The 21,077-nt window shown below is 61.6% G+C and carries 17 protein-coding genes; all 17 read right to left on the minus strand.

From position 1 onward, the window contains the following. Positions 1-60: 60 nt before the first annotated feature. The 17 genes from FUU19_RS14440 to FUU19_RS14520 all read right to left on the minus strand — a co-directional run bounded on the left by FUU19_RS14440 (position 61) and on the right by FUU19_RS14520 (position 21,074). Positions 61-1,146, minus strand: a complete 1,086-nt coding sequence (locus tag FUU19_RS14440) for an acyl-CoA desaturase (protein WP_197833679.1) — start codon at positions 1,144-1,146, stop codon at positions 61-63. Continuing rightward, positions 1,143-2,225 (minus strand): fatty acid desaturase family protein, encoded by a 1,083-nt coding sequence (locus FUU19_RS14445; protein ID WP_230490875.1) that lies wholly within the window; start codon positions 2,223-2,225, stop codon positions 1,143-1,145. The genes FUU19_RS14440 and FUU19_RS14445 overlap by 4 nt, the downstream gene beginning before the upstream one ends. Then, positions 2,218-3,351: a sterol desaturase family protein gene (locus tag FUU19_RS14450; RefSeq protein ID WP_230490874.1), complete on the minus strand. Its 1,134-nt coding sequence runs from the start codon at positions 3,349-3,351 to the stop codon at positions 2,218-2,220. Before FUU19_RS14450 ends, FUU19_RS14445 begins: the two co-directional genes overlap by 8 nt. Further along, positions 3,348-3,965, minus strand: coding sequence for a phosphatase PAP2 family protein (locus tag FUU19_RS14455; RefSeq protein WP_025303194.1), 618 nt, complete (start codon positions 3,963-3,965; stop codon positions 3,348-3,350). The genes FUU19_RS14450 and FUU19_RS14455 overlap by 4 nt, the downstream gene beginning before the upstream one ends. Next, positions 3,962-5,248, minus strand: a complete 1,287-nt coding sequence (locus tag FUU19_RS14460) for a F390 synthetase-related protein (protein ID WP_230490873.1) — start codon at positions 5,246-5,248, stop codon at positions 3,962-3,964. Before FUU19_RS14460 ends, FUU19_RS14455 begins: the two co-directional genes overlap by 4 nt. Continuing rightward, positions 5,245-6,051: an MBL fold metallo-hydrolase gene (locus FUU19_RS14465; protein ID WP_230507147.1), complete on the minus strand. Its 807-nt coding sequence runs from the start codon at positions 6,049-6,051 to the stop codon at positions 5,245-5,247. The genes FUU19_RS14460 and FUU19_RS14465 overlap by 4 nt, the downstream gene beginning before the upstream one ends. Then, a complete protein-coding gene (locus tag FUU19_RS14470) occupies positions 6,044-7,060 on the minus strand; it encodes an NAD-dependent epimerase/dehydratase family protein (protein ID WP_230490871.1) in 1,017 nt (338 codons plus the stop codon). The genes FUU19_RS14465 and FUU19_RS14470 overlap by 8 nt, the downstream gene beginning before the upstream one ends. Further along, positions 7,057-8,064, minus strand: coding sequence for a 3-oxoacyl-[acyl-carrier-protein] synthase III C-terminal domain-containing protein (locus FUU19_RS14475; RefSeq protein WP_141968249.1), 1,008 nt, complete (start codon positions 8,062-8,064; stop codon positions 7,057-7,059). Before FUU19_RS14475 ends, FUU19_RS14470 begins: the two co-directional genes overlap by 4 nt. A 273-nt stretch (positions 8,065-8,337) precedes the next feature. Further along, on the minus strand, positions 8,338-9,015 hold the full coding sequence (gene narI, locus FUU19_RS14480; protein ID WP_025303199.1) for a respiratory nitrate reductase subunit gamma: 678 nt from the start codon (positions 9,013-9,015) through the stop codon (positions 8,338-8,340). Positions 9,016-9,017: 2 nt separating this feature from the next. Next, positions 9,018-9,740, minus strand: coding sequence for a nitrate reductase molybdenum cofactor assembly chaperone (gene narJ, locus FUU19_RS14485; RefSeq protein ID WP_230507148.1), 723 nt, complete (start codon positions 9,738-9,740; stop codon positions 9,018-9,020). Beyond that, positions 9,737-11,281 carry a nitrate reductase subunit beta gene (narH, locus tag FUU19_RS14490; protein ID WP_016927361.1) on the minus strand — a complete coding sequence of 515 codons (1,545 nt, stop codon included), beginning with the start codon at positions 11,279-11,281 and terminating at the stop codon, positions 9,737-9,739. The genes narJ and narH overlap by 4 nt, the downstream gene beginning before the upstream one ends. Continuing rightward, on the minus strand, positions 11,278-15,039 hold the full coding sequence (locus FUU19_RS14495; RefSeq protein WP_141968247.1) for a nitrate reductase subunit alpha: 3,762 nt from the start codon (positions 15,037-15,039) through the stop codon (positions 11,278-11,280). Before FUU19_RS14495 ends, narH begins: the two co-directional genes overlap by 4 nt. Before the next feature lie 292 nt (positions 15,040-15,331). Beyond that, the gene (locus tag FUU19_RS14500) at positions 15,332-17,191 is read right to left on the minus strand and encodes a carbohydrate binding domain-containing protein (RefSeq protein WP_373275460.1); all 1,860 of its coding nucleotides are present in this window, start codon (positions 17,189-17,191) and stop codon (positions 15,332-15,334) included. An 11-nt stretch (positions 17,192-17,202) separates the two neighbouring features. Further along, positions 17,203-17,946, minus strand: coding sequence for a glycosyltransferase family 2 protein (locus tag FUU19_RS14505; protein WP_230490869.1), 744 nt, complete (start codon positions 17,944-17,946; stop codon positions 17,203-17,205). A gap of 7 nt (positions 17,947-17,953) precedes the next feature. After that, positions 17,954-19,009 carry a glycosyltransferase family 4 protein gene (locus tag FUU19_RS14510; RefSeq protein WP_141968243.1) on the minus strand — a complete coding sequence of 352 codons (1,056 nt, stop codon included), beginning with the start codon at positions 19,007-19,009 and terminating at the stop codon, positions 17,954-17,956. Position 19,010: 1 nt separating this feature from the next. After that, positions 19,011-19,916 (minus strand): glycosyltransferase family 2 protein, encoded by a 906-nt coding sequence (locus tag FUU19_RS14515; protein WP_141968241.1) that lies wholly within the window; start codon positions 19,914-19,916, stop codon positions 19,011-19,013. A gap of 3 nt (positions 19,917-19,919) precedes the next feature. Further along, the gene (locus FUU19_RS14520; protein WP_230490868.1) at positions 19,920-21,074 is read right to left on the minus strand and encodes a hypothetical protein; all 1,155 of its coding nucleotides are present in this window, start codon (positions 21,072-21,074) and stop codon (positions 19,920-19,922) included. Between the last annotated feature and the right edge of the window lie 3 nt (positions 21,075-21,077).

The following is a 21,077-nucleotide window of genomic DNA, read 5'->3' on the forward strand; positions in this document are numbered from 1 at the left end:
AAGGGCAAATATCGTTCAATTAGTGAACTGCGTAATGCCTCGCACAATCCGCATGCAACGCTATTGCGGCTTGCGCCCCATCGCGCTGAGGAAGCGTTGCTGCAGGCGCAACAGCTCCTCCAGTTCCAGCAGGCGGTAGTCGATGCCGAAACGCGGGGCCACCTCGCCGATGATGCGGCTCAGCGCCGGGTAATGGCGGTGGCTCCAGTGCGGGAACAGATGATGCGTCAAATGCAGGTTCGCCCCGCCGAGCCAGTATCCCAGCCAGCGCGGCCGGGTCAGCCAGTCGAAGGTGGTGGCGAACACATGGTGATACCAGCCGTGCGGCATCGCCCCCTGCGCCGGCGCCTGATAAAAATTGGCTTTGGCCCAGTGGGTGCCGATGATCAACATCACGAACAGCAATGAAGAAAGCATCTGACTCAGCAAATAGACCAGCAGGATTTGCCCGATGCCGATGGCCGGCGGCAGCAGCCAGCACGGGATCGCCAGCGCCAGCAGCAGGTGCGCCGCCTTGCCCGCCAGAAATCCGCACCAGCCGCGCACGCCCTGCTGCGCCATGCGCGCCGCCACGCGGGTGCGGCCCGCTCGGTCCAGCCAATCGAACAGCCAGATGTAGTACGGGAACGTCAGCGCCGCCACCAGCGGCCAATAGTAACGCTGGGCGCGCATAAAGGGCCGCCAGCGCTGGAACGGCGTTTGCCGCAGCACGCCGTTGGCGTCGATGTCGGGATCGTAATGTTCGATATTGTTATGAGCATGGTGGAACAGCACGTGGCGCACGCGCCAGCAGTCGGGGTCCAGTCCCAGCGGCACACTCACCAGGGCGTTCAGCCAACGGTTGGCCCAGGGCCGACGGAAAAACGCGTTGTGCGAGGCATCGTGCACCACGTTCACCGTCAGGAACATGCCGATAAAGATAAAACCGAAATAGCAGGCGAAAAACGCCCAGCCGTTTTGCTGCTGCAGGCTCAGCCTATAACACAGGCCGCACAGCGCCAACAACAGCGCCACCTTCGCCAGCATGCCCCCGTCGGCGAAACGGTGATCGCCGTTGGCCGCCAGATAGTGCTGGGCGGCCTGCATCAGCGCGCGATGCAACCCGCCGTCGTCGCGCCGATAGGCTAACGGACGCAGCGGTTTCATGGCTGCCCCATCCGCCGCAAGAAGCGCTGTTGTTGCGCCAGCAGTTCGCGATAGCCGATGCAGCGGTACGCCATGCCGTGCCGCTGCGCGATCTCCGCCACCGCGGCGGCCAGCGCCGGATAGTGGCGGTGATTCCAGCCGGGAAACAGGTGATGGGTCAGGTGATAGTTCAGCCCGCCGGTCAGGTGTTCCAGCCAGCGCGGTTCGGGCTGCCAGTCGCAGGCGGTGGCGAAATTGTGCCGGTACCAGCCTTGCGGCATGCTGTCGCCCGTCGGCGCCGGGTAAAACTCGGCCTGCGCCCAGTGGGTGCCCAGCAGCAGGAACACCACCAGCAGCGAGGCAAACATCTGGCTGAGCGCGTAAGCCAACAGCACCCAGCCCCAGCCGATGCCGTGCAGGTGGCCCACGAGCAGCGGCACCACCAGCACCAGCGCCAGATGCGCGAGCTTGCACAGCACGAACAGCGCCCAACCGCCGCGCCCCGCCAGCACGCGTTTTTCCCGCAGCGGCGTTTTATCGAGCCGATCGGACCAATCGAAAATCCAGGCGATATAGGGCAAGGAAAGCGCGGCGATCAGCGGCCAGTACAGATGCTGATAGCGCATATGGGGCCGCCAGCGCTGGAACGGCGTCTGGCGGAAAAACCCGTTCTCTTCGGTATCCAGATCGTAGTGTTCGACGTTGGCGTAAACGTGGTGGTAATCCACATGCCGCGTGCGCCAGTAGTCCGGATCGACGCCCAGCGGCAGCGTCACCACCCGTCCCACCAGACGATTGGCCCAGGGCGCACGCAGGAAGGCGTTATGCGAAGCATCGTGGTTGACGTTGACGTTGAGCAGCATACCCATGGTCACGAACAGGAAATAGCAGAGGAAAAACGCCCATGGCTGATGCTGCATCAGGCTGAGCGCGTAAAACCCGGCGCACAACGCCAACAACAGCGCGGCCTTGACCAGCCGCGCGGCATCGGCATAGCGATGATCGCCCGCCAGGCAGGCGTGCGCCGCGCGCTTGAGATCGCGATGAAACGCCTGCTCGCCATCGGCGGGAAAACGCAGCGGCGGCAATGACTCAGCCATGCGGTTCCTCCACGGCGGCCGATGCGGCCCCCCGTCCCCAGCCCAGCGCGACGCACAGAGCATGCAACACCACGGCGGCCATGGCGATATGCCAATAGCGCTGCGGCCAGCCAAGATAGCCGATAAACAGCAGCGGCATGCCCAGCGCGATCAGCAGCCAGACGGCGCTCGCCCACGGCCGTCCTTCCGTCATGCCGCCCAGCGCTACCGAGCCCAACGCCAGCAGCACCAGCAGCGCCATTTGCGGCCAGCTGATGTCGCCGTAACCATAACCGTATTGGTAGACGTAACCGACCACCAGCGAGAACAACAGCATGGCACCGCTGAAGACGCTGAGCGCCGAACGGCGGTCGCGTGGCTGGCCCGGCGCCGGGCGCCAGGCCAGACGGAAATAGCGCAGGAACGGCAGATTACTCGCCCAAAACGGGTTGGCGGACGGCCTGTCACCGCTGACGCCATAGCTGAACGGCGTGGTCGGCAACGCCGGGCAGAAGGTGCCGAACAGCTTGTCCCAGAAGATAAAGCTGCCGCCGAAGTTCTTATTGGAATACGCCATATCCTTGACGTGGTGCACCCGGTGGTGCGCCGGCGTGACCAGAATTTTTTCCAGCACACCGAGTTTCGGCGTCATCGCATTGTGGTTAAACAGCTGAATGCTGTAGTGAAAAATCGACACCGTGACAAACACCGACAGCGGCACGCCCGCCAGCGCCAACAGCAAAAAGAACGGAATCGACGTCAACGACGAATACCAGGAGTTGCGCACCCCCAATGACAGGTTGAAGTGCTCCCCCTGATGGTGCACCACATGCACGGCCCACAGCACGCGAAAGCGGTGGTGCAGACGATGCAGCCAGTAGAAACCGAAGTCCCACGCCAGCAGGGCGAACAACCACATCAGCGGCGGCGGCCAGGCGTCCAGCAGCCCCAGGCTGAAATGCGCGGCCACGTAGCCGTAGCAGGTGATCTCCAGCCCGCGGAATAGCCACAGCATGATATGGCCGGAGTTCAGGTTGAACACCAGATCGTGCCAGTTGACCGGCTCACGGCGCCCCCACTGCAGCGCCACCGCCTCGGCCACCACGATGAACAGCATGAACACTATCGGCAACGCCAGATCGCTCATCCCATTTCTCCTTTAACCACGCGCCTGCGCAGGGCCTTTATACGCAGCGCCAGCCCGCCGGCGCACAGCGCCAGCAAGGCGCCACCTGCCAAATCGACAAACAAGTGACGGCGCAGCTGCAGAATGGAGAACGCGATCGCCACGCCCCATAGCATCCACAGCGCCGTCCGCATTTTGCGCTCGCCGTCGCTCAGCGCCCACACCGCCAGCACCGTCAGCGCCATGTGCAACGAAGGCAGGCAGTTCTGCGCCGAATCCACCTGCGTTAACGCCGCCAGCAGCTGCGCGCTGATCCCAACGCCATCGTTCTGCGGATAGGCCATGGTGGTCGGCCACAGCAAGTAAACCGCTCCGGCGCCCAGCGCCGTCAGCTGCATCGCCAGCGTCAGCCATTTGATTCGCCGCAGCGGCGCCAGCAAATAGCCGGCCGGGACGATGAGGAAGAACGACAGGTAGAGCCAGATGGCCGCCGGGTTGAACGGGATCGCCCGATCAAGCGCCGACGGCGGCAACAAAGTTCCCGCCCCCTGCAGGCGATCGGTCAGGCTATACACGACCCCGACCGTCCCCCAGCCGAGCAACATGTGCCCTAGCCTGAACAGCGTATTTTTCATGCTTCCTCCGCCTGGCGCACGATGCGCCGCCGCTTGCGATCGAACTGCGGCAGCACCGCCTGCGTCGTCAGCCGCCATTCGAGCCGCTCGGTGGCGATGCCCTGACGGGCGAACAGTGCGATCAGCTGCGCCTGGCAGTGCGCCAACGCCGCCGGGCTGCAATCAGCGATCAGCTCCAGCCGGTGCTCGCCGCGCTGGATCAGGCGGTAATCGCTGGTCAGCGGTAGCGCATTGGCGATCGTCCGGCTACAGGCATCGGCGAATACCGCCTGCGGCTGCCGCAGTGCGTCGGGCAGCATCAGCTGATCGTCGCGTCGCCCCTCGATACGGGCGATCGCCCGCGTCGGTTGCCCGCACGGGCAGGGTTCCTTGCGCAGCACCAATACATCGTCCAGCCGATAACGCACGATCGGCTGTGTACTGCGGGTAAAATCGGTGATCAGCGGCGTGAAACGCTGCTCGTCGATCCACTGCGGTTCGATATGCAAAAACTCTTCGTTCAGGTGCAGCGTGCCGTGCGCGCAGGTCGCGGCCAGGAACCCCTCGGTAGCCTGATACACTTCGCCGACCGCCGGAAACACCTGCATCAGCAGGCGGCGATCCTGTTCTTCCAACACCTCGGCGACCGAGATCGCTTTTTTGACCGGCAGCTTCACCTGCCCGGCCAGCACCGCCAGCGCCAGGGCGCGCAGCACCTGCGCCGGCGCCACGATGATGCTGGGCGCCTGCCGTTCCAATGCGGGCAGATGCGCACTGAACGGCGCGAGCAGATCGTAAAATGCCAGGCTCAGCCAACGGTTGTTCACGCTGTGATAGAGATTATTGTCCGCCCGCAGAAACAGCGCAACGCGCTCGCCGGCCAACAGCCCGTCCGGCAGCATCTTCGCCAGCATGCCACCGGCCCACACCTGCTGTTCGTGCGGGCTGACGACAAACACGCCGCGCTGCCCGGAGGTGCCGGACGACAATCCGACGCTGTAGCGCCCGATCTTCGGCGTGAAATCGCGATCCGCCTCGCTGCGCTGCGCGCAGGCCAGCACCGCATCGCGCTGCAGCCCGGCGGTATTCATCCGGTCGAACTGCGCCATCATCAGCGCCTTGTCCATCTGCGGCCATTCGGCGAACGGCCGGCGGCTGAAACGCTGAAAATAGGGGCTCTTGCTCAGCACCCGGCGGGCAAAGCCCGTGAGCTGCCGGGCCTGATACGCCTCCAGTGCCGCACGATCGCCAAAGCGCAGGCGTCGGGCGCGGAAATAGTGCCAAAGGGTCATGAAGGGGATCACAGGTCACCCTCATGACACAGCAAAATGTTGACCTGGCCGCCCGCCCACAGCTGGTTGAGCCGCTCCAGCGTGCGGGTGTACGCCGCCGCGTCGTCCATCACCAGATTGGCCAGGCGCGAAGGCCCGCGCAGCGTCTGGTAGCTCTGCGGCGACCAAGCGGCGTCGCTGGCCAGCAGCGTCCAACCGGCATCGGTGAGGATAAAGGCGCCGATATGGCCGGCCGCATGCCCCGGCAGCGGCACCAGCACGATCTGCCCTTCGCTGCCCGGCAGCGCATAACCGCGATCGAACGGCGCCAGCAGCGCGGGCAACGCCACCGAAGGAAAAGCCTCCATAAACTGCAGACGGCTCTCGAAGTCCGCCGGGATCAGGCCGGGAATAAAGGCGCGCTTCAGCGCCGCAAAACCGCGCAGCCCACGGGTTTGCTGCCAGCCTTCGCCAGAGCAAATAAAGTCGAGTTGGCTGAAATCCTGCAGCCCGGCGATGTGGTCCGCGTGAAAATGCGAGACGATCAGCGCCTGGATGTCGCCTTCGGCGTAACCGGCTTCGCGCAGCTGGCGCGCCAACGACTCGGCGGGATCGAAATAGACCGGCGTCATGCGGCGGTAAAGGCTGAACAGCCCCGACTGCGTGTGCTGCTGAAAATAATGCGCGTAGCCGGTATCCCACAGCCAGCGGCGCTCCCCTACCTCCAGCAGATAGGCGCGCGCCGGGAATTTGCACACCCGGAACCCGGCGCGCGCCAGCGCCATGCAGCCGATATGCGTGCAATAGCCCACTTCAAAAACGGTGACTTTAGCCATGTTGTCCGCCTCCTTGCTGCCGCAGCCATTCGCCGGTCAGGCGGATCCCCTCTTCCATCGAGTAACGCGGCCGATAGCCCAGCTCTTCGATCGCGCGGGTCTGGCTCAGGGTCATGTCGAAATGCACCGCCGCCACGCTGTAGCGCGTCAGCATCGGTTCCTTGCCGCTCAGGCTTGCCCACAGCTCCATGCCGCCGGCCAGCGTATGCAGCAGCGGATAGGGCACGGCCTGCAGCCGGTAACGCAGCCCCAGCGCCTGGCGCAGCAGCGCATCCAGCATCTCCGCCAGCCGCTGCGGTTGGTGGTTGGTGATGTTGTACACGGCGCCGGACGGCAATCCGCGCTGCCGGCTGGCCAGCTCCATGGCGTGCACCACGTTGGGAGCGAAGGTCAGATCCAGCAACGCCTGCCCGCCGCCGGGCAATCGCAATACGCCGCGATCGCGTTCGAGCTGCTGCAACAGCCGCGGCACGATCACCCGATCGTGCGGGCCAAACAGGCCGCGCGGCCGCAGCATAATGTAGGTGGTTTGCGGATAGATCTTCGCCTGCGCCAACAGGCGCTGTTCGGCCGCATACTTGCTGGCAGCATAGTGATTGGCGAAGCGCCGGGCGCGGTAACCCTCGTCAAGATCGTAATGCGGCTGAAAATCGAAGTAGATTGCCGGCGTGGAGATATGCACGAAGCGCCGCACGCCGCAGCGCCCCGCCGCCGCCGCCAGCGTCTCCGTCGCCGCGGCGTTGATGCGGTGAAATTCCGCCTTGCTGCCCCAGGGCGAAGACTTGGCCGCACAGTGCCACACCCACTCGCAGTCGGTCACCAGCTCCCGGCACTGCTGCGGCGTGGCCTGCGCCAGATCGAGCGCGCAAAACTCGGCGCCCAGCCGACGCAGCGTTTCACCGGCCCGTGCATCGCGGCCGGTGGCGCGCACCTGATGTCCGGCCTCCAGCAACCACTGCGCCGCGTTGCGTCCCAGCCCGCTGGTCGCCCCGGTGACCAGCACCCTCATGGCAGCAACACCATGCCGGCCAGCGCCAGCCCGGCGGCAGTGCCGATCAGCATCACCGGCTGACCGGGATTGAAGCGCCCGGTGGTCGCAGCGGCATGCAGCGCCGTCGGGATGGACGCCGCCACCTGATTGCCATGATGGCGGTAGATGTCGACCAGCGCCTCGCTGGAGACGTGCAGCCGCTTGCGCATATGTTCGAGCGACAGATGGCTGGCCTGATGCGGCACCACGGTGGCGATCTGCGCCAGGGTCAGGCCGCTGGCGTTCAGCAGCCGGTCGAGGTAGCCCTCAATCAGCGCCGACGCCTGACGGAACAGCGGCTTGCCCTGCATATGAAACAGGAAGTCTTGCTCACACATGCCGGCGCGCGGGTTACGACGCGTACCGCCGGCGCGGATCTCGCACAGTTCGCTGCCGGCGGGATAGGTTTCCACCAGGCTGGCGAGGATACCGCTGGCGCCGTCGCCGCGCTCCACGATGGCGCAGGCGGCACCATCGCCGAAAATCAGCGACGACTCTTCGTGCTGCCAGTCGATGCCGCGTGAAGCGAGATCCGCCGAAACGATGGCGATACGCCGATACGTCCCGGCGTTCAACAGCCCCGCCGCCACCTGCAGCGCAGAGATAAAGCTGACGCAGCTGCTGTTGATGTCGAAGCCCGGCGTGCCCGCCGCCAGCCCCGCCACCTTGAGAATATGCGCGGCGGTGCATGGCAGCGCCTGCACCGATATCGCCGAGGCGGAGATCAGCAGGTCAATGGAAGCTGCCGGGATGGCGTGGCGAGCCAGCGCATCTTGCAGCGCAGCGGCGGCGAGTTCGGCCTGGCTGGCATCGTCGGCGGCGTGATAGCGATAAACGATGCCCGAGCGTTTTTCAACGTAACCGGCCGGTTTTCCCAGGCGAGCGTCAAGCGTAGAGGACGCCACGCGGTTGGGCGGCAACGCGGCCCCGGTGGCAATGATTTTCAGAGGCAACAGCTCGGGTGAGCGACATTGTGTGGTCATTATTGTTATTGATTAACCTGACTATCCATAAAGCGATTCTCCCGCACGGCACGAAGGCCACACGGATCATCCCCGGTTTTTATGTCCCAAAATGCCTTTCATCAAGGCGGTATCTCTTGTTATCGGCTACCACGGGCCGACGTCCGTCGGCGGAAGCATAAGCGTAACATGACTGAGACAGTTAGTTTACGACAAGGCGGCGAGAATGGGCAGACGGCGGGGGAATTATCGGAATAGCGCCGCCGCTGGCGATCAGCGGCGGCGGGGTCAGGCTCAGCGGCGGTTGCGCACCAGCTGATAACGGCGGGTCAGGTACTCTACCGGCGCACTCCAGATGTGCACCAGGCGGCAGAACGGGAACAGCACGAACAGCGTCATGCCCAGCACCATGTGCAGTTTGAAGATAATCGCCACCCCTTCCAGGTGCGCAGAGGCGCCGGCGTGGAAGGTCACCACCGCCTGCGCCCAGGCCACCAGCTTCATCATTTCGCTGCCGTCCATATGCTGGGCGGAGAACGGAATGGTCAGCAGGCCCAGGCACACCTGCACCACCAGCAACGTCAGGATCATGATGTCGGCGAAGCTGCTGGTGGCGCGCACCCGTGGGTTGGTCAAGCGACGCTTCAGCAACAGCGCGCCGCCGATCAGCGTCATCAGGCCGCAGGCGCCGCCGGCGATCATCGCCAGTTTCTGCTTCACGTCGATCGGCAGGAAGGCCTCATACATCCAGTGCGGCGTCAGCATACCGAGGAAGTGGCCCGCGAAGATGCCGATAATGCCGATGTGAAACAGGTTGGACGCCAGCCGCATGCCCTTTTTATCCAGCATCTGGCTGGAGCCGGCGCGCCAGCTGTACTGACCGTAGTCATAACGCAACCAGCTGCCGATCAGAAACACCGCGCCGGCCAGATAAGGGTAGATGTCGAAGAAGAACTGATTCAAAAATTGCATGATTAGCGTCCTTTGGTTCCGGTTAACGCATCCGTCAGATCCAGATACTGTGGCGCTACCGCGCCGGCGAAGCGCCGCTGGTGCGCCGTCTGCTGGGCGGAGGCGCAGCCCTGTTCGCCGAGAAACTTGACCTGCTCCTCTTCCCACACCGCATCCAGCGCCTGCGGCGTATCGTCACGCGCCTCTTGCGCCACCTGGGTCTCCAACGCCTGGGCCTGCACCTCGCTGCCGGACAGCGCCAGCAGCAGATCGAACAGCACCGCGTAGGGGCTTTCGCGCTGTTGCAGGCGCGCGCCCAGCAACGCCAGGATCGGCGCGATGTCCTGCAGCCCTTCCCGCGCCTGCGCCGCGCTGCGGCTGGCCAGATACTCCAGGTACAGCGGCAGGAAATCCGGCAGCTCGCGGCTGTCGATCTCCAGCCCGGCGGCGCGGTACTGCGCCATCAGGTCAACCATCGCCTGGCCGCGGCCGCGCGACTCGCCGTGCACGTGCTCAAACAGCAGCAGCGAGGTGGCGCGGCCGCGATCGAACAGCTCGCAATAATCGGCCTGCGCGTCCAGCAACGGGCGCGCGCACAGGCGGCGGATAAACAGAATCAGCTGCGCGCTGTGGTGCAGATCCAGCTCGCTGGCCGGTTCCAGCGCTTCGATCAGCGCCTGCTGATGGTCAAACAGCGCCTGCTCCGGGTAATCCAGCAGGCGGGCGATCACTTTCAGGCTGATCATGAGGCATCCTCCGGCCGCGCGGTTTTCGCGGTCACGTCGATGGCATCGATACGGCGGCTGTTGAACAGATTGAACTTGCCATCGCTGCCGTGACAGCCGTCGCCGAAGCTAAAACCGCACCCCTTGCTTTCCGGGAAGGCTTCGCGCGCCAGTTCGCGGTGGCTCGACGGCACCACAAAGCGATCTTCATAGTTGGCGATCGCCAGGTAGCGATACATCTCCTGCGCCTGCGCTTCGCTCAGGCCAACCTGTTCCAGCGCGCTGGTGTCCACCACGCCGTCGACGGTTTCCGCCCGTTTGTAGTGGCGCATCGCCAGCATGCGCTTCAGCGCCAGCAGTACCGGTTCGGTATCGCCGGCGGTCAGCAGATTCGCCAGATACTGCACCGGAATGCGCAGGCTCTCGACGTCCGGCAATACGCCGCTGTGCGCCAGCTCACCGGCGTCGGCGGCGGACTGAATCGGCGACAACGGCGGCACGTACCACACCATCGGCAGCGTGCGGTATTCCGGGTGCAGCGGCAGCGCCAGCTTCCAGTCCATCGCCATTTTGTACACCGGCGACTGCTGGGCGGCTTCAATGACGCCCTGCGGCACGCCGTCCGCCAGCGCCTGAGCAATCACCTTAGGATCATGCGGATCGAGGAAGATATCGAGCTGGCTCTGATACAGATCTTTGTCGTTTTCCACCGCCGCCGCCTGCTCGATGCGATCGGCGTCGTACAGCAGCACGCCGAGATAACGGATGCGGCCCACGCAGGTCTCCGAACAGACCGTCGGCTGCCCGGCTTCGATACGCGGGTAACAGAAGATGCACTTCTCGGACTTGCCGCTCTTCCAGTTGAAATAGATTTTCTTGTACGGGCAGCCGGTCAGGCACATGCGCCAGCCGCGGCACTTGTCCTGGTCGATCAGCACGATGCCGTCTTCGCCGCGCTTGTAGATCGCCCCGCTCGGGCAGGTGGCGACGCAGGCCGGGTTGAGGCAGTGCTCGCACAGGCGCGGCAGGTACATCATGAAGGTGTTTTCGAACTGGCCGTACATCGCCTTCTGCAGGTTATCGAAGTTCTTGTCCTGCGAGCGTTTTTCGAATTCCCCGCCGAGGATCTCTTCCCAGTTCGGGCCGCTTTCGATCTTGTTCATGCGCTGGCCGGTAATCAGCGAGCGCGGGCGGGCCACCGGCTGGTGCTTGCCCTGTTTGGCGGTGTGCAGATGCTGGTAGTCGTAATCGAACGGCTCGTAGTAGTCGTCCAGCGCCGGCACGTCCGGGTTGGCGAAGATTTTCGACAATACGCCGACGCGGCTGCCCATGCGCGGCTCCAGCTTGCCGTTGATTTTACGGATCCAGCCGCCCTTCCATTTTTCCTGATCTTCCCAGGCGTGCGGATAACCGACGCCGGGCTTGCTTTCCACGTTATTGAACCAGGCGTACTCCATACCCTCGCGGCTGGTCCAGACGTTTTTGCAGGTGACCGAACAGGTGTGGCAACCGATGCACTTGTCCAGATTCAGCACCATGCCGACTTGCGAACGAATTTTCATTTGCTGTTCTCCTGCTGACTGCCCTGCGCGTAGTCGTTGCCTTCGTCGTCCAACCAATCAATGCGGTTCATCTTGCGCACCACCACGAACTCGTCGCGGTTGGAGCCAACGGTGCCGTAGTAGTTGAAGCCGTAGGCCAGCTGCGCGTAGCCGCCGATCATGTGGGTCGGCTTCGGACAGGCGCGGGTCACCGAGTTGTGGATGCCGCCGCGTTGGCTGGTGATCTCCGAGCCCGGCAGGTTCACGATGCGCTCCTGCGCGTGGTACATCATGGTCATGCCGGCCGGGATACGCTGGCTGACCACCGCGCGCGCCGTCAGCGCGCCGTTGGCGTTGAAGGCCTCGATCCAGTCGTTGTCCGCGATGCCCAGATCTTTGGCGTCGTCTTCGCTCAGCCAGACGATCGGGCCGCCGCGCGACAGCGTCAGCATCAACAGGTTGTCGCTGTAGGTGGAGTGAATGCCCCACTTCTGGTGCGGCGTCAGGAAGTTCAGCGCTTTCTCCTTGTTGCCGTTCGGCTTGCTGTTCAGCAGCGGCTGGGCGGCGCGGGTGTCGATCGGTGGCCGGTATACCAGCAGGCTTTCACCGAAGGCGCGCATCCACTCGTGGTCCTGATACAGCTGCTGACGGCCGCTGAGGGTGCGCCACGGGATCAGCTCGTGCACGTTGGTGTAGCAGGCGTTGTAGGAAACGTGTTCGTCTTCCAGACCGGACCAGGTCGGGCTGGAGATGATTTTGCGCGGCTGCGCCTGAATGTCGCGGAAGCGAATTTTCTCGTCTTCCTTGTTCAGCGCCAGATGCCGGTGATCGCGGCCGGTGACGTTGCTCAGGGCCTCCCAGGCTTTTACCGCCACCTGGCCGTTGGTTTCCGGCGCCAGCGACAGGATCACTTCCGCCGCGTCAATCGCGCTCTCGATCTTCGGCCGCCCCGCCGCCGGGCCGTCGGCCTTGACGTAGTTAAGCTGCTTGAGGAAGTCGACCTCGGTTTGGGTGTTCCAGCTGATGCCCTTGCCGCCGTTGCCCAGTTTGTCCAGCAGCGGCCCCAGCGAGGTGAAGCGCTCGTAGGTAGCGGGATAATCGCGCTCTACCGCAATGATGTGCGGCGCGGTTTTGCCGGGGATCAGATCGCATTCGCCTTTCTTCCAGTCCTGCACGCCGTAAGGCTGCGCCAGCTCGGCGGCGGAGTCGTGCTGGATAGGCAAGGTCACCACGTCGGTTTCCTGGCCCAGATGGCCGACGCACACTTCGGAGAAGGCCTTGGCGATGCCCTTGTAAATCTCCCAGTCGCTCTTCGAATCCCAGGCCGGATCGACCGCCGCCGACAGCGGATGGATGAACGGGTGCATGTCGGAGGTGTTCATGTCGTCTTTTTCGTACCAGGTGGCGGTCGGCAGCACCACATCGGAGTACAGGCAGGTGCTCGACATACGGAAATCGAGCGTCACCACCAGATCCAGCTTGCCTTCGCCGCCCTGCTCGCGCCACTCCACTTCCTGTGGCTTCACGCCGCCCTGCTGGCCGAGATCTTTCCCCTGGATGCCGTTTTCGGTGCCCAACAGGTATTTGAGCATGTACTCATGGCCCTTGCCGGAAGACCCCAGCAGGTTGGAGCGCCAGACGAACAGGTTGCGCGGGAAGTTCTGCGGATTGTCCGGCTGCTCGGCGGCGAAGCCCAGCGTGCCGTTTTTCAGGCCGTCGACGGTGAACTCGACCGGCGACTGGCCGGCGGCGCGGGCCTGCTCCGCCAGGCGCAGCGGGTTGGTGCCCAGCTGCGGCGCCGACGGCAGCCAGCCCATGCGTTCGGCACGCACGTTAAAGTCGATCAGACTGCCGCCGAAGCGCGACTTGTCCGCCAGCGGCGACAGCAACTCGTCGGTGCCGACGGTTTCATAACGCCATTGGCTGGAATGGTTGTAGAAGAACGAGGTGCTGTTCATGTGACGCGGCGGGCGCTGCCAGTCAAGGCCAAACGCCAGCGGCAGCCAGCCGGTTTGCGGCCGCAGTTTTTCCTGGCCGACGTAGTGCGCCCAGCCGCCGCCGCTCTGGCCGACGCAGCCGCAGAAGATCAGCATATTGATCAGGCCGCGGTAGGTCATGTCCATGTGATACCAGTGGTTGACGCCGGCGCCGACGATGATCATTGAACGGCCGTGGGTTTTCTCGGCGTTTTCCGCGAACTCACGGGCAATGCGGATGATGTTGTGGCGCGACACGCCGGTGATCTGCTCGGCCCAGGCCGGGCTGTAAGCCTTGACCTCGTCATAGTCGGCGGCGCAGTTGGCGTCGCCCAGCCCGCGCTCCAGACCGTAATTGGCCAGCGTCAGGTCATACACGCTGGTCACCAGCGCTTCGCTGCCGTCCGCCAACTGCAGGCGTTTCACCGGCAGCTTGTGCAGCAGGATCTCGTCCAGCGCCACGCTGTTGAAATGTTCGCTGTCGGCGCCGCCGAAGTACGGGAAGCCCACCTCGGCGACGTCGTCATGCATGCCCAACAGACTGAGCTGCAGCTCGACTTCCTGTTGCGACTTGCCTTCGCGCTGTTCCAGGTTCCACTTGCCCTTCTCGCCCCAGCGGAAGCCGATGGAACCCTGCGGCGCCACCAGATCGCCGCTGCGGCTGTCGATAGCGACGGTTTTCCACTCGGGATTATTTTCCTGGCCCAATCCGTCCACCAGATCGGCGGCGCGCAACAGGCGGCCGGCGGCGTAGTGGCCGCCTTCACGCGCTTCCAGCAGCACCAGCATCGGCATGTCGGTATAGCGGCGCACGTAGTCGCGGAAGTAGCCGACTTCGCGATCGAGATGGAACTCTTTCAGCATCACGTGGCCCATCGCCAACGCCATCGCGCTGTCGGTGCCCTGCTTCGGATTCAGCCAGTGGTCACACAGCTTGGCGACTTCGGCGTAGTCCGGCGTCACCGCCACGGTTTTGGTGCCCTTGTAACGCACTTCGGTAAAGAAGTGGGCGTCCGGGGTGCGCGTCTGCGGCACGTTGGAGCCCCAGGCGATAATGTAGGAGGAGTTGTACCAGTCGGCGGATTCCGGCACGTCGGTCTGCTCGCCCCAGGTCATCGGCGAGGCCGGCGGCAGATCGCAATACCAGTCGTAGAAGCTCAGGCAGGCGCCGCCAATCAGCGACAGGTAACGGGCGCCGGCGGCGTAGGACACCATCGACATCGCCGGGATCGGCGAGAAGCCGATAATGCGATCCGGCCCGAAGGTTTTGGCGGTATAGACGTTGGCGGCGGCGATCAGTTCATTGACCTCTTGCCAGCTGGATCGGACGAAGCCGCCGCGGCCGCGTGCCACCTTGTAGCTTTTGGCTTTTTCCGCATCGCCGACGATAGAGCCCCAGGCCGCGACCGGATCGCTGTGCTGCGCTTTCGCTTCGCGCCACAGCTTGAGCAGACGCTTGCGCATCAGCGGGTATTTCAGCCGGTTGGCGCTGTACAGGTACCAGGAGTAGCTGGCGCCGCGCGGGCAACCGCGCGGTTCATGGTTGGGCAGATCGGGCCGGGTGCGCGGATAGTCGGTTTGCTGGGTTTCCCAGGTCACCAGACCATTCTTCACGTAGATCTTCCAACTGCAGGAACCGGTGCAGTTCACGCCGTGGGTGGAACGCACCACTTTGTCGTGCTGCCAACGGCTGCGGTAGCCGTCTTCCCAGTCGCGGTTGGTGTTCAAGGTCTGGCCGTGCTCGCCAGAAAAAGGCTCCGCCAACTGCTTGAAATAGCGGAAACGGTCTAAAAATTTGCTCATCCGGAATGCTCCTGAAGGCTCTTGTCGTTATAAGAAGACATGCTCAATCTGCCGCCAGCCTACTGACGGCCAACCGGCGGCAAATTGATTGCGATCAAGAGAAAGCGGGAGGCGACGTGCGCGCCGGGTGAGAAATACCACCAAAGTATAGGTGCGAGACTTAATCTTAATTAATTGAATCTAAATGAATAAATCAGGAATTCACGACAAAGGATGACGGACGGGAGGCAAGGCGGGGTATTTGGGGGTAGGACGCGGGAGAGACCTCCCGCGTGTCGTTCACTCGACGCGTTCAGCGTTGAAGCCACAGCGTCGCGGTGCCCACGGCGGGCAACGCCAGCTTGACCTCCGAGCCCTCTCCCTGCCGCCGCCAGCCCGCCGGAAGGCGCAATCGGGTGCTTCCCTCTCGATAGTAAGGATTGGCTACCAGCAGCAAGGCGCGATCGCCCAGAATAAACATCCGCGCCGGCATGTGCGGATCGCTTCCCGCCAGCGGCGTCGATTTTCCCGTCAGCAGATAAGGGGTGAAAGCGGCAATTTGCTGCGACACGGCAGCCACGCCACGCCAGGTGGCGTCAAACTCCCGTTGGTCGAAGCGGCCGGTTTTACGCTTGTAAAACAGATCGGTATAAGAATAAAACAACAGCCCCTTGGCGCCGCCGATCAGCGCCTGCCAGGCCTGGTTGCGGATTTCTGCCTCTGACGGCGGATGTGGCTTACGGCGGGCATCATAAGCGGCGTGATCCATGATTTGCATCACCACCCAGGCCCCGCGTGCCTGGCGGGCGGCCTGCACCGTCAGTTCGGTATAACGCGTGGTGCGCGTCAGATCGCGATCGTTCCCCACCGGGTAAGGGTCGGTCGCCAAAATGTCGCTGCTGTTAAAGTAGGCGTCCAACTCCCCGGTTTTGTTCAACACCTGGAAGGTGGGATGATCGCCGTCAAGCCGCTTTATTTGCAGGTTTTTTTCCTCGATCTTATCGAGATATTCCGGCCCCAGCTCATCGTTGATGTACCAGGCGAGCAGGTTGGGCTGAGAGCGCAAGCGCTGCACATACCAGGCCGTCATCGCCGCGTAGTCGCCACCGCGCACGGCCGGCGCGAAACGGCTGCCGCGGTACTGATCTTTGACGGAGTAAATGACCAGCAGCCCGCGCTGACGTGCGTTGCGGAAAAAGGCGTAAGGATCTTTCTTTTCCCCATAATCATAGTTCAGCACCGTGTTGAATCCCGCCGATGCGATGCGCGCCAAATGCTCATCGGTAGCCACGTTGGCGTAAATGCCCAACGGGAAAAGCCGTTGACCGTCGCGCAGGGTAAAGCCTTCGCTGTCGATCGCCACTTTGGCCGCAGGCTGGCCGACGCGAAAAGACAGCTCGCTGCCCTGTGCCGGCTGGGATTGCTGACCGGTGACCTGCTGACGTAGGCGGTACTCCCCCTGGGCCAGGCCGGTCGGCAGTGGGTATTCTATACGGCGCTGCCTTTCAACCTGATAACGGTCGCGGCTACTGTGAACAACCTGCCCCTCGGCATTGAGCAATTCGCTGTCGACCTGCAAACGCTGCGGCTGCGAAGTGACCAACAGCGTGTCGACCTTCCCCTGTGCCGACGCGCCGAGCTGATACAACGCCGGCGTAGGCGCTCGAGCACACGCATAGGCGTCGTCAAACCAGGCGGTACCGGTGCTCCCCTTGCGCAGATAGACGCCAAATGTGATTCGCGCCGCCTGCGGCGGCACGGTATAGCTGGCGCTCACCTGCCGCCAGCCGCTGTCGCCGGTCACCCCAGCCGGATAGCTGCCTTCCAGAAAGCGCCCCTGCGCATCAAAGCTCTGCAGATAGACCCCGGCGCCGCCGTCGCGGCTTTGCCCGCGTACGCCCTGGGTCTTGAGCCAGACGCCGAAATCGATCGTCTGCCCGGGCACGACCTGCAGCGCCTGGTTGAAGGTACGGTACTGCGCGGCATCTGCATTGTCATAACGCAGACTGCCACGGCCGCTGTGCGCATCGCCGTCGGCCTGTGCGCCCTGCGCACGCCAGCCGCTGAGCCCCTGTTCAAAGCCGGGGTTGGCCAACAGATTGGGTTGGCAGCTCTGCGCCAGAGCCGAAGCGCTCCACCAGGCGCAACAGCCCAGAGCCGCCATCTGGTACATCCCCTTCATGATCATTTCCTTTTCACCACGGCGTTGAACAGATAAGTGGCGAACAGATAGCAGGATTTCTGGTAAGACAGCCCCAAATGCTGACGGTAAATCCGCCATTGCCAGTCCGCGGCGCGGATTTTGTTGCCCGACAGCGAGTGGGTAGACAATCGGTAACAGGCCAGCGGTTCGGGAATGCAGTAGGCCAGGCCGTTACGCGCCTTCTGCAGCACCGCCAGCCACATCAAATAGTCCTCATGGCCCACCTTTTGCTGGTACACCTTACCGATGCGCTTCTGGTTGTAGATCCCGGTGAGATTGCCGATCCAGTTGCTTTTCAACATGTCCTGATAACCAATAAGCTCATCCGCACCACGGGTGTTTTTGATCAATTTCAGGTCGTCTTCGAAGGTGTAATAATGGGAGCACACCACGTCGTAGCGGCGAGTTTGCAAAATGCTCGCCTGGCGCGAGAGCTTGTTGGGAAGCCATACGTCATCACTGTCGCAGAAGGAGATATAGTCGCCTTTCGCCGCCTCAATACCGATGTTGCGCGTTTCCGCCACGCCCTGGTTATGCTCATTGCGTATATAGGTGAGGCGATCGTGGATAAACGGCCGTACCACCTCGGCAGTCTCGTCGGTGGACGCATCATCGATCACATACAGGTGATAATCGGTAAATCGCTGGTTCAACACGCCTAGAATCGACTCTTTAATAGAGTTCGCAGCATTGTAGGCCGGCATTATCACGGATATCTTTTCCATTCTGTCCTCACTCGGTGAGCTGTTGCCACTCGGGATAAATACGTTCGGGAGAAAAACGACGAGACTTCTCTAACGCGGCGATAGAAAAGTGCTCGCGCAAACCCGGATCGAGCATCAGTTTGATCACCCCTTCGCTGAAGGCGGCGGCGTCGTCATCGGGCACCAGATAGCCGTTGACACCATCGTCTATCAACTCGGCCGGGCCGGTCTTGCAGTCGTAGGCCACCAGCGGCAGGCCGAAACTCATGGCTTCGATCAGCACCATCGGCAACCCCTCATAGCGAGAAGTCATCAAATACAGGCTGGCTTGGCGATAATAGGCCGCCACGTCAGCGGTGGCCGGTAGCAGACTCACCTGCCGCTCCAACCCGGCGTCTTCAATCTGCCGCCGCAATGCGTCGCGCTCCGGACCGTCGCCAATAATCAGCAGCTGCCAATCCGGCACCTGCGCCGCCACCCCTCGCCACAACGCGATCAGACGATCGAAGCCTTTCTGATTGCTCAATCGCCCCACCGCCAGCGCCACCTTTTTCTGCAGCGTCGGCGTCGGCGCCTGCGTGCCGAACGGTGAAACGTTCTCGATCACCCGACATTTCCCGGCCCCCACCCAGCGAGCGATGGCGTCGCTATCTTGCCGCGTCAGGAAAATCACGCGGTCGCCCAGCCGGTAAACCAGCAACTTCAACCACTTAAATACCCGCGGATACTGGTGAAAGCTGACGTGTTCACTCAACAGCAGCCGGCTGCGGGCACAGAACAAACGCAGAAAAGGCGTCATCACCACCGACAGCTTCCCCATGGAAACGGTAATGATCACGTCCGCGCGTTCACGCCGCAGTGCCAACGCAAGCCGCCATGGCCAGAACAGCGAATCGCCATCCCCGCAGCGCAGCCGGACGTCGCTCGCCAGCGGAAAGAAGCTCTGCTCGCCAAACAGCGAAAACACCGCCACCTCGTAACCCGGCAGACGCGCCAGCGCATTGGCCAAACCGCTGGCGACCCGTTCAGTTCCGCCCTTGCCCGCTATATTTTCGATAACGATGATTATCTTGCGTGGTTGCATATCATCTCCTGAATCCCTGGCGCACATTGCGCAGCAGCCGGCCGCCAACCGAGAACAACCCCAACCGCGCCAGACAATCGCCATACCATTTGATCACCTTGAACTTGCCGCTCAGGCTGTGCCGTACGATGCGCGACGAGTAATAGTTGAACGCCTGGGCGTTTTCCGAATACAACGAGGCCAGCAGGTGCTTGCAGGCGAATCCGCTAATATGGCGATCGCTGGGGCTGAGGAACGTATTGATAAAGCGGTCACTGGCCTCCAGATTAAGCTTCGACGTCATGCGCCCGTAGCGCCCTATGTCGAGAAACACCCCTCCGCCGGCATCGTGCGCCACATGCGCGCCCAAATTGGTGGCATTGACCAAGAAACCCCAATCCTGATGCTTATTGAGGAACTCGGGAAATAAAAAGCGGCGATCGCTTTTTTTACGTATGCTGATGGTGGATGAACGAATATCGCCCATCTCCAGAAAAAGAAAATCCTCGCCGGAAGAACCGGATTTGTAGTGAAAATTAAAGTCACGTACCGAATCGCCGCTCACCTCCGCATAGTTACCGAAGATAATATCAATATGGCGATCTTCATGTTTATTCATGCGGCGAATAATGTAATTTGTCGTGAAGTAATCATCTGAGTCGAGGAAAAACACGATCTCCGATTGCGCTAACTTGATACCTAAGTTACGCGATACCGCCGCATTGCTCTTCTTTTTTTTCTCATGCAGCATCACGTTGCTATTGGTCGCTGCTATCTGTCGAATATATTTGATGTCCTCCTCGTCAGAGCAATCATCAACCAAAATCACCTGATAGTCGAACCCTTGGCAAGCGTTGAATACCCGCTTCAGAGTTTTAGGCAGGTAGCGTGCACTATTATAAATAGGGATCACGATCGAGAAATCCATTTCTTAACCCTCCAATTTAGAATTTATCATTTCTTTTCCACGGCAAAGCAACAATAACGACACGTTAAATACCGGGACCAAAAAATAGGTTTCCGTCAACGTTGTCAACAGGAAAACCACCACTACCCAGCGCATGAATCGACTCAGACTGCGCATATTTCCCAACAGGTGAAAATAACAAAATAGCATGACCACAGAGGCGATTCCTCCGGCCGAATAAAACATGGCAATGAAAAAGAAATCGACGGGCTTATAAGGCTCTATATTCATGCCGAACAGCGGATTAGGTAGCCCCACCGCCTGAAACATCTGCCAGGAGAACCAGACTCGTCCGGTCAACGCCTGGTTCAATAGGACGTCCAAGGCCGGATTGCTTCCCCAGCGCATCACGCTGGCGAATTGAAAGCCTACAATGACCAACGTCAGCACGATGCAGACTTTTCTATTGGGGGCGACGCGCAGCAACGGCGCCAGCCAAAACAGCAGTAACATCAACAACGCCAGCATAAAACAGGTGCGAGAATAGGAATACATCAGCACCGGGAGAATTAACGCCGACACCACCAACGAAGCGATATTTTTCATTCCACGCGTTAATTTCGCATGGTCGATCAAGCACAGCAGCGTGGCGAACAAGGCAAAAGAATAATACGCCAGGGTGTTCGGGTTATCGAAACCCAGCGTTAATCTGTTGCCGTAGCGTTCATCAAGATAAACAAACCCATTGGTGTAAAAGGCATAGGGAATAACCATCAGCAACCCGGCCACCACAAAGGCGATGGCAAACATTTCAGCGCCACGCCCCATGTCTATGCGGCGAAATAAAATTATCACCGCCGTGCTGAATACCACGCCAAACAGATAATCCCCATGCCCGGTAGCAATATTAACCAGAAACAACAGAGCCAAAAAACCCGCAACCGCCTTTTCCGCCAGCGTAGCGATAAAAAATGCATAACCGACATAGAGCAACATCAGGCCATTAAGGCCCATCACGGTTTTATTAATCAGCTCGCTGTTGAACGATCCCGAAGTCAGGAAGGTTTTCACGAAAAACATCAGCAGAAAGGTCAATACGATGGATTGATTGACTAAATCCCGCGACTGATTATAACCGGCGTTGGCATGCATTTGAAAATTGGAGGCGACTCTTTGCATAAG

This window comes from Serratia montpellierensis, from assembly GCF_020858655.1.
Classification (GTDB): Bacteria; Pseudomonadota; Gammaproteobacteria; order Enterobacterales; family Enterobacteriaceae; genus Serratia; species Serratia montpellierensis.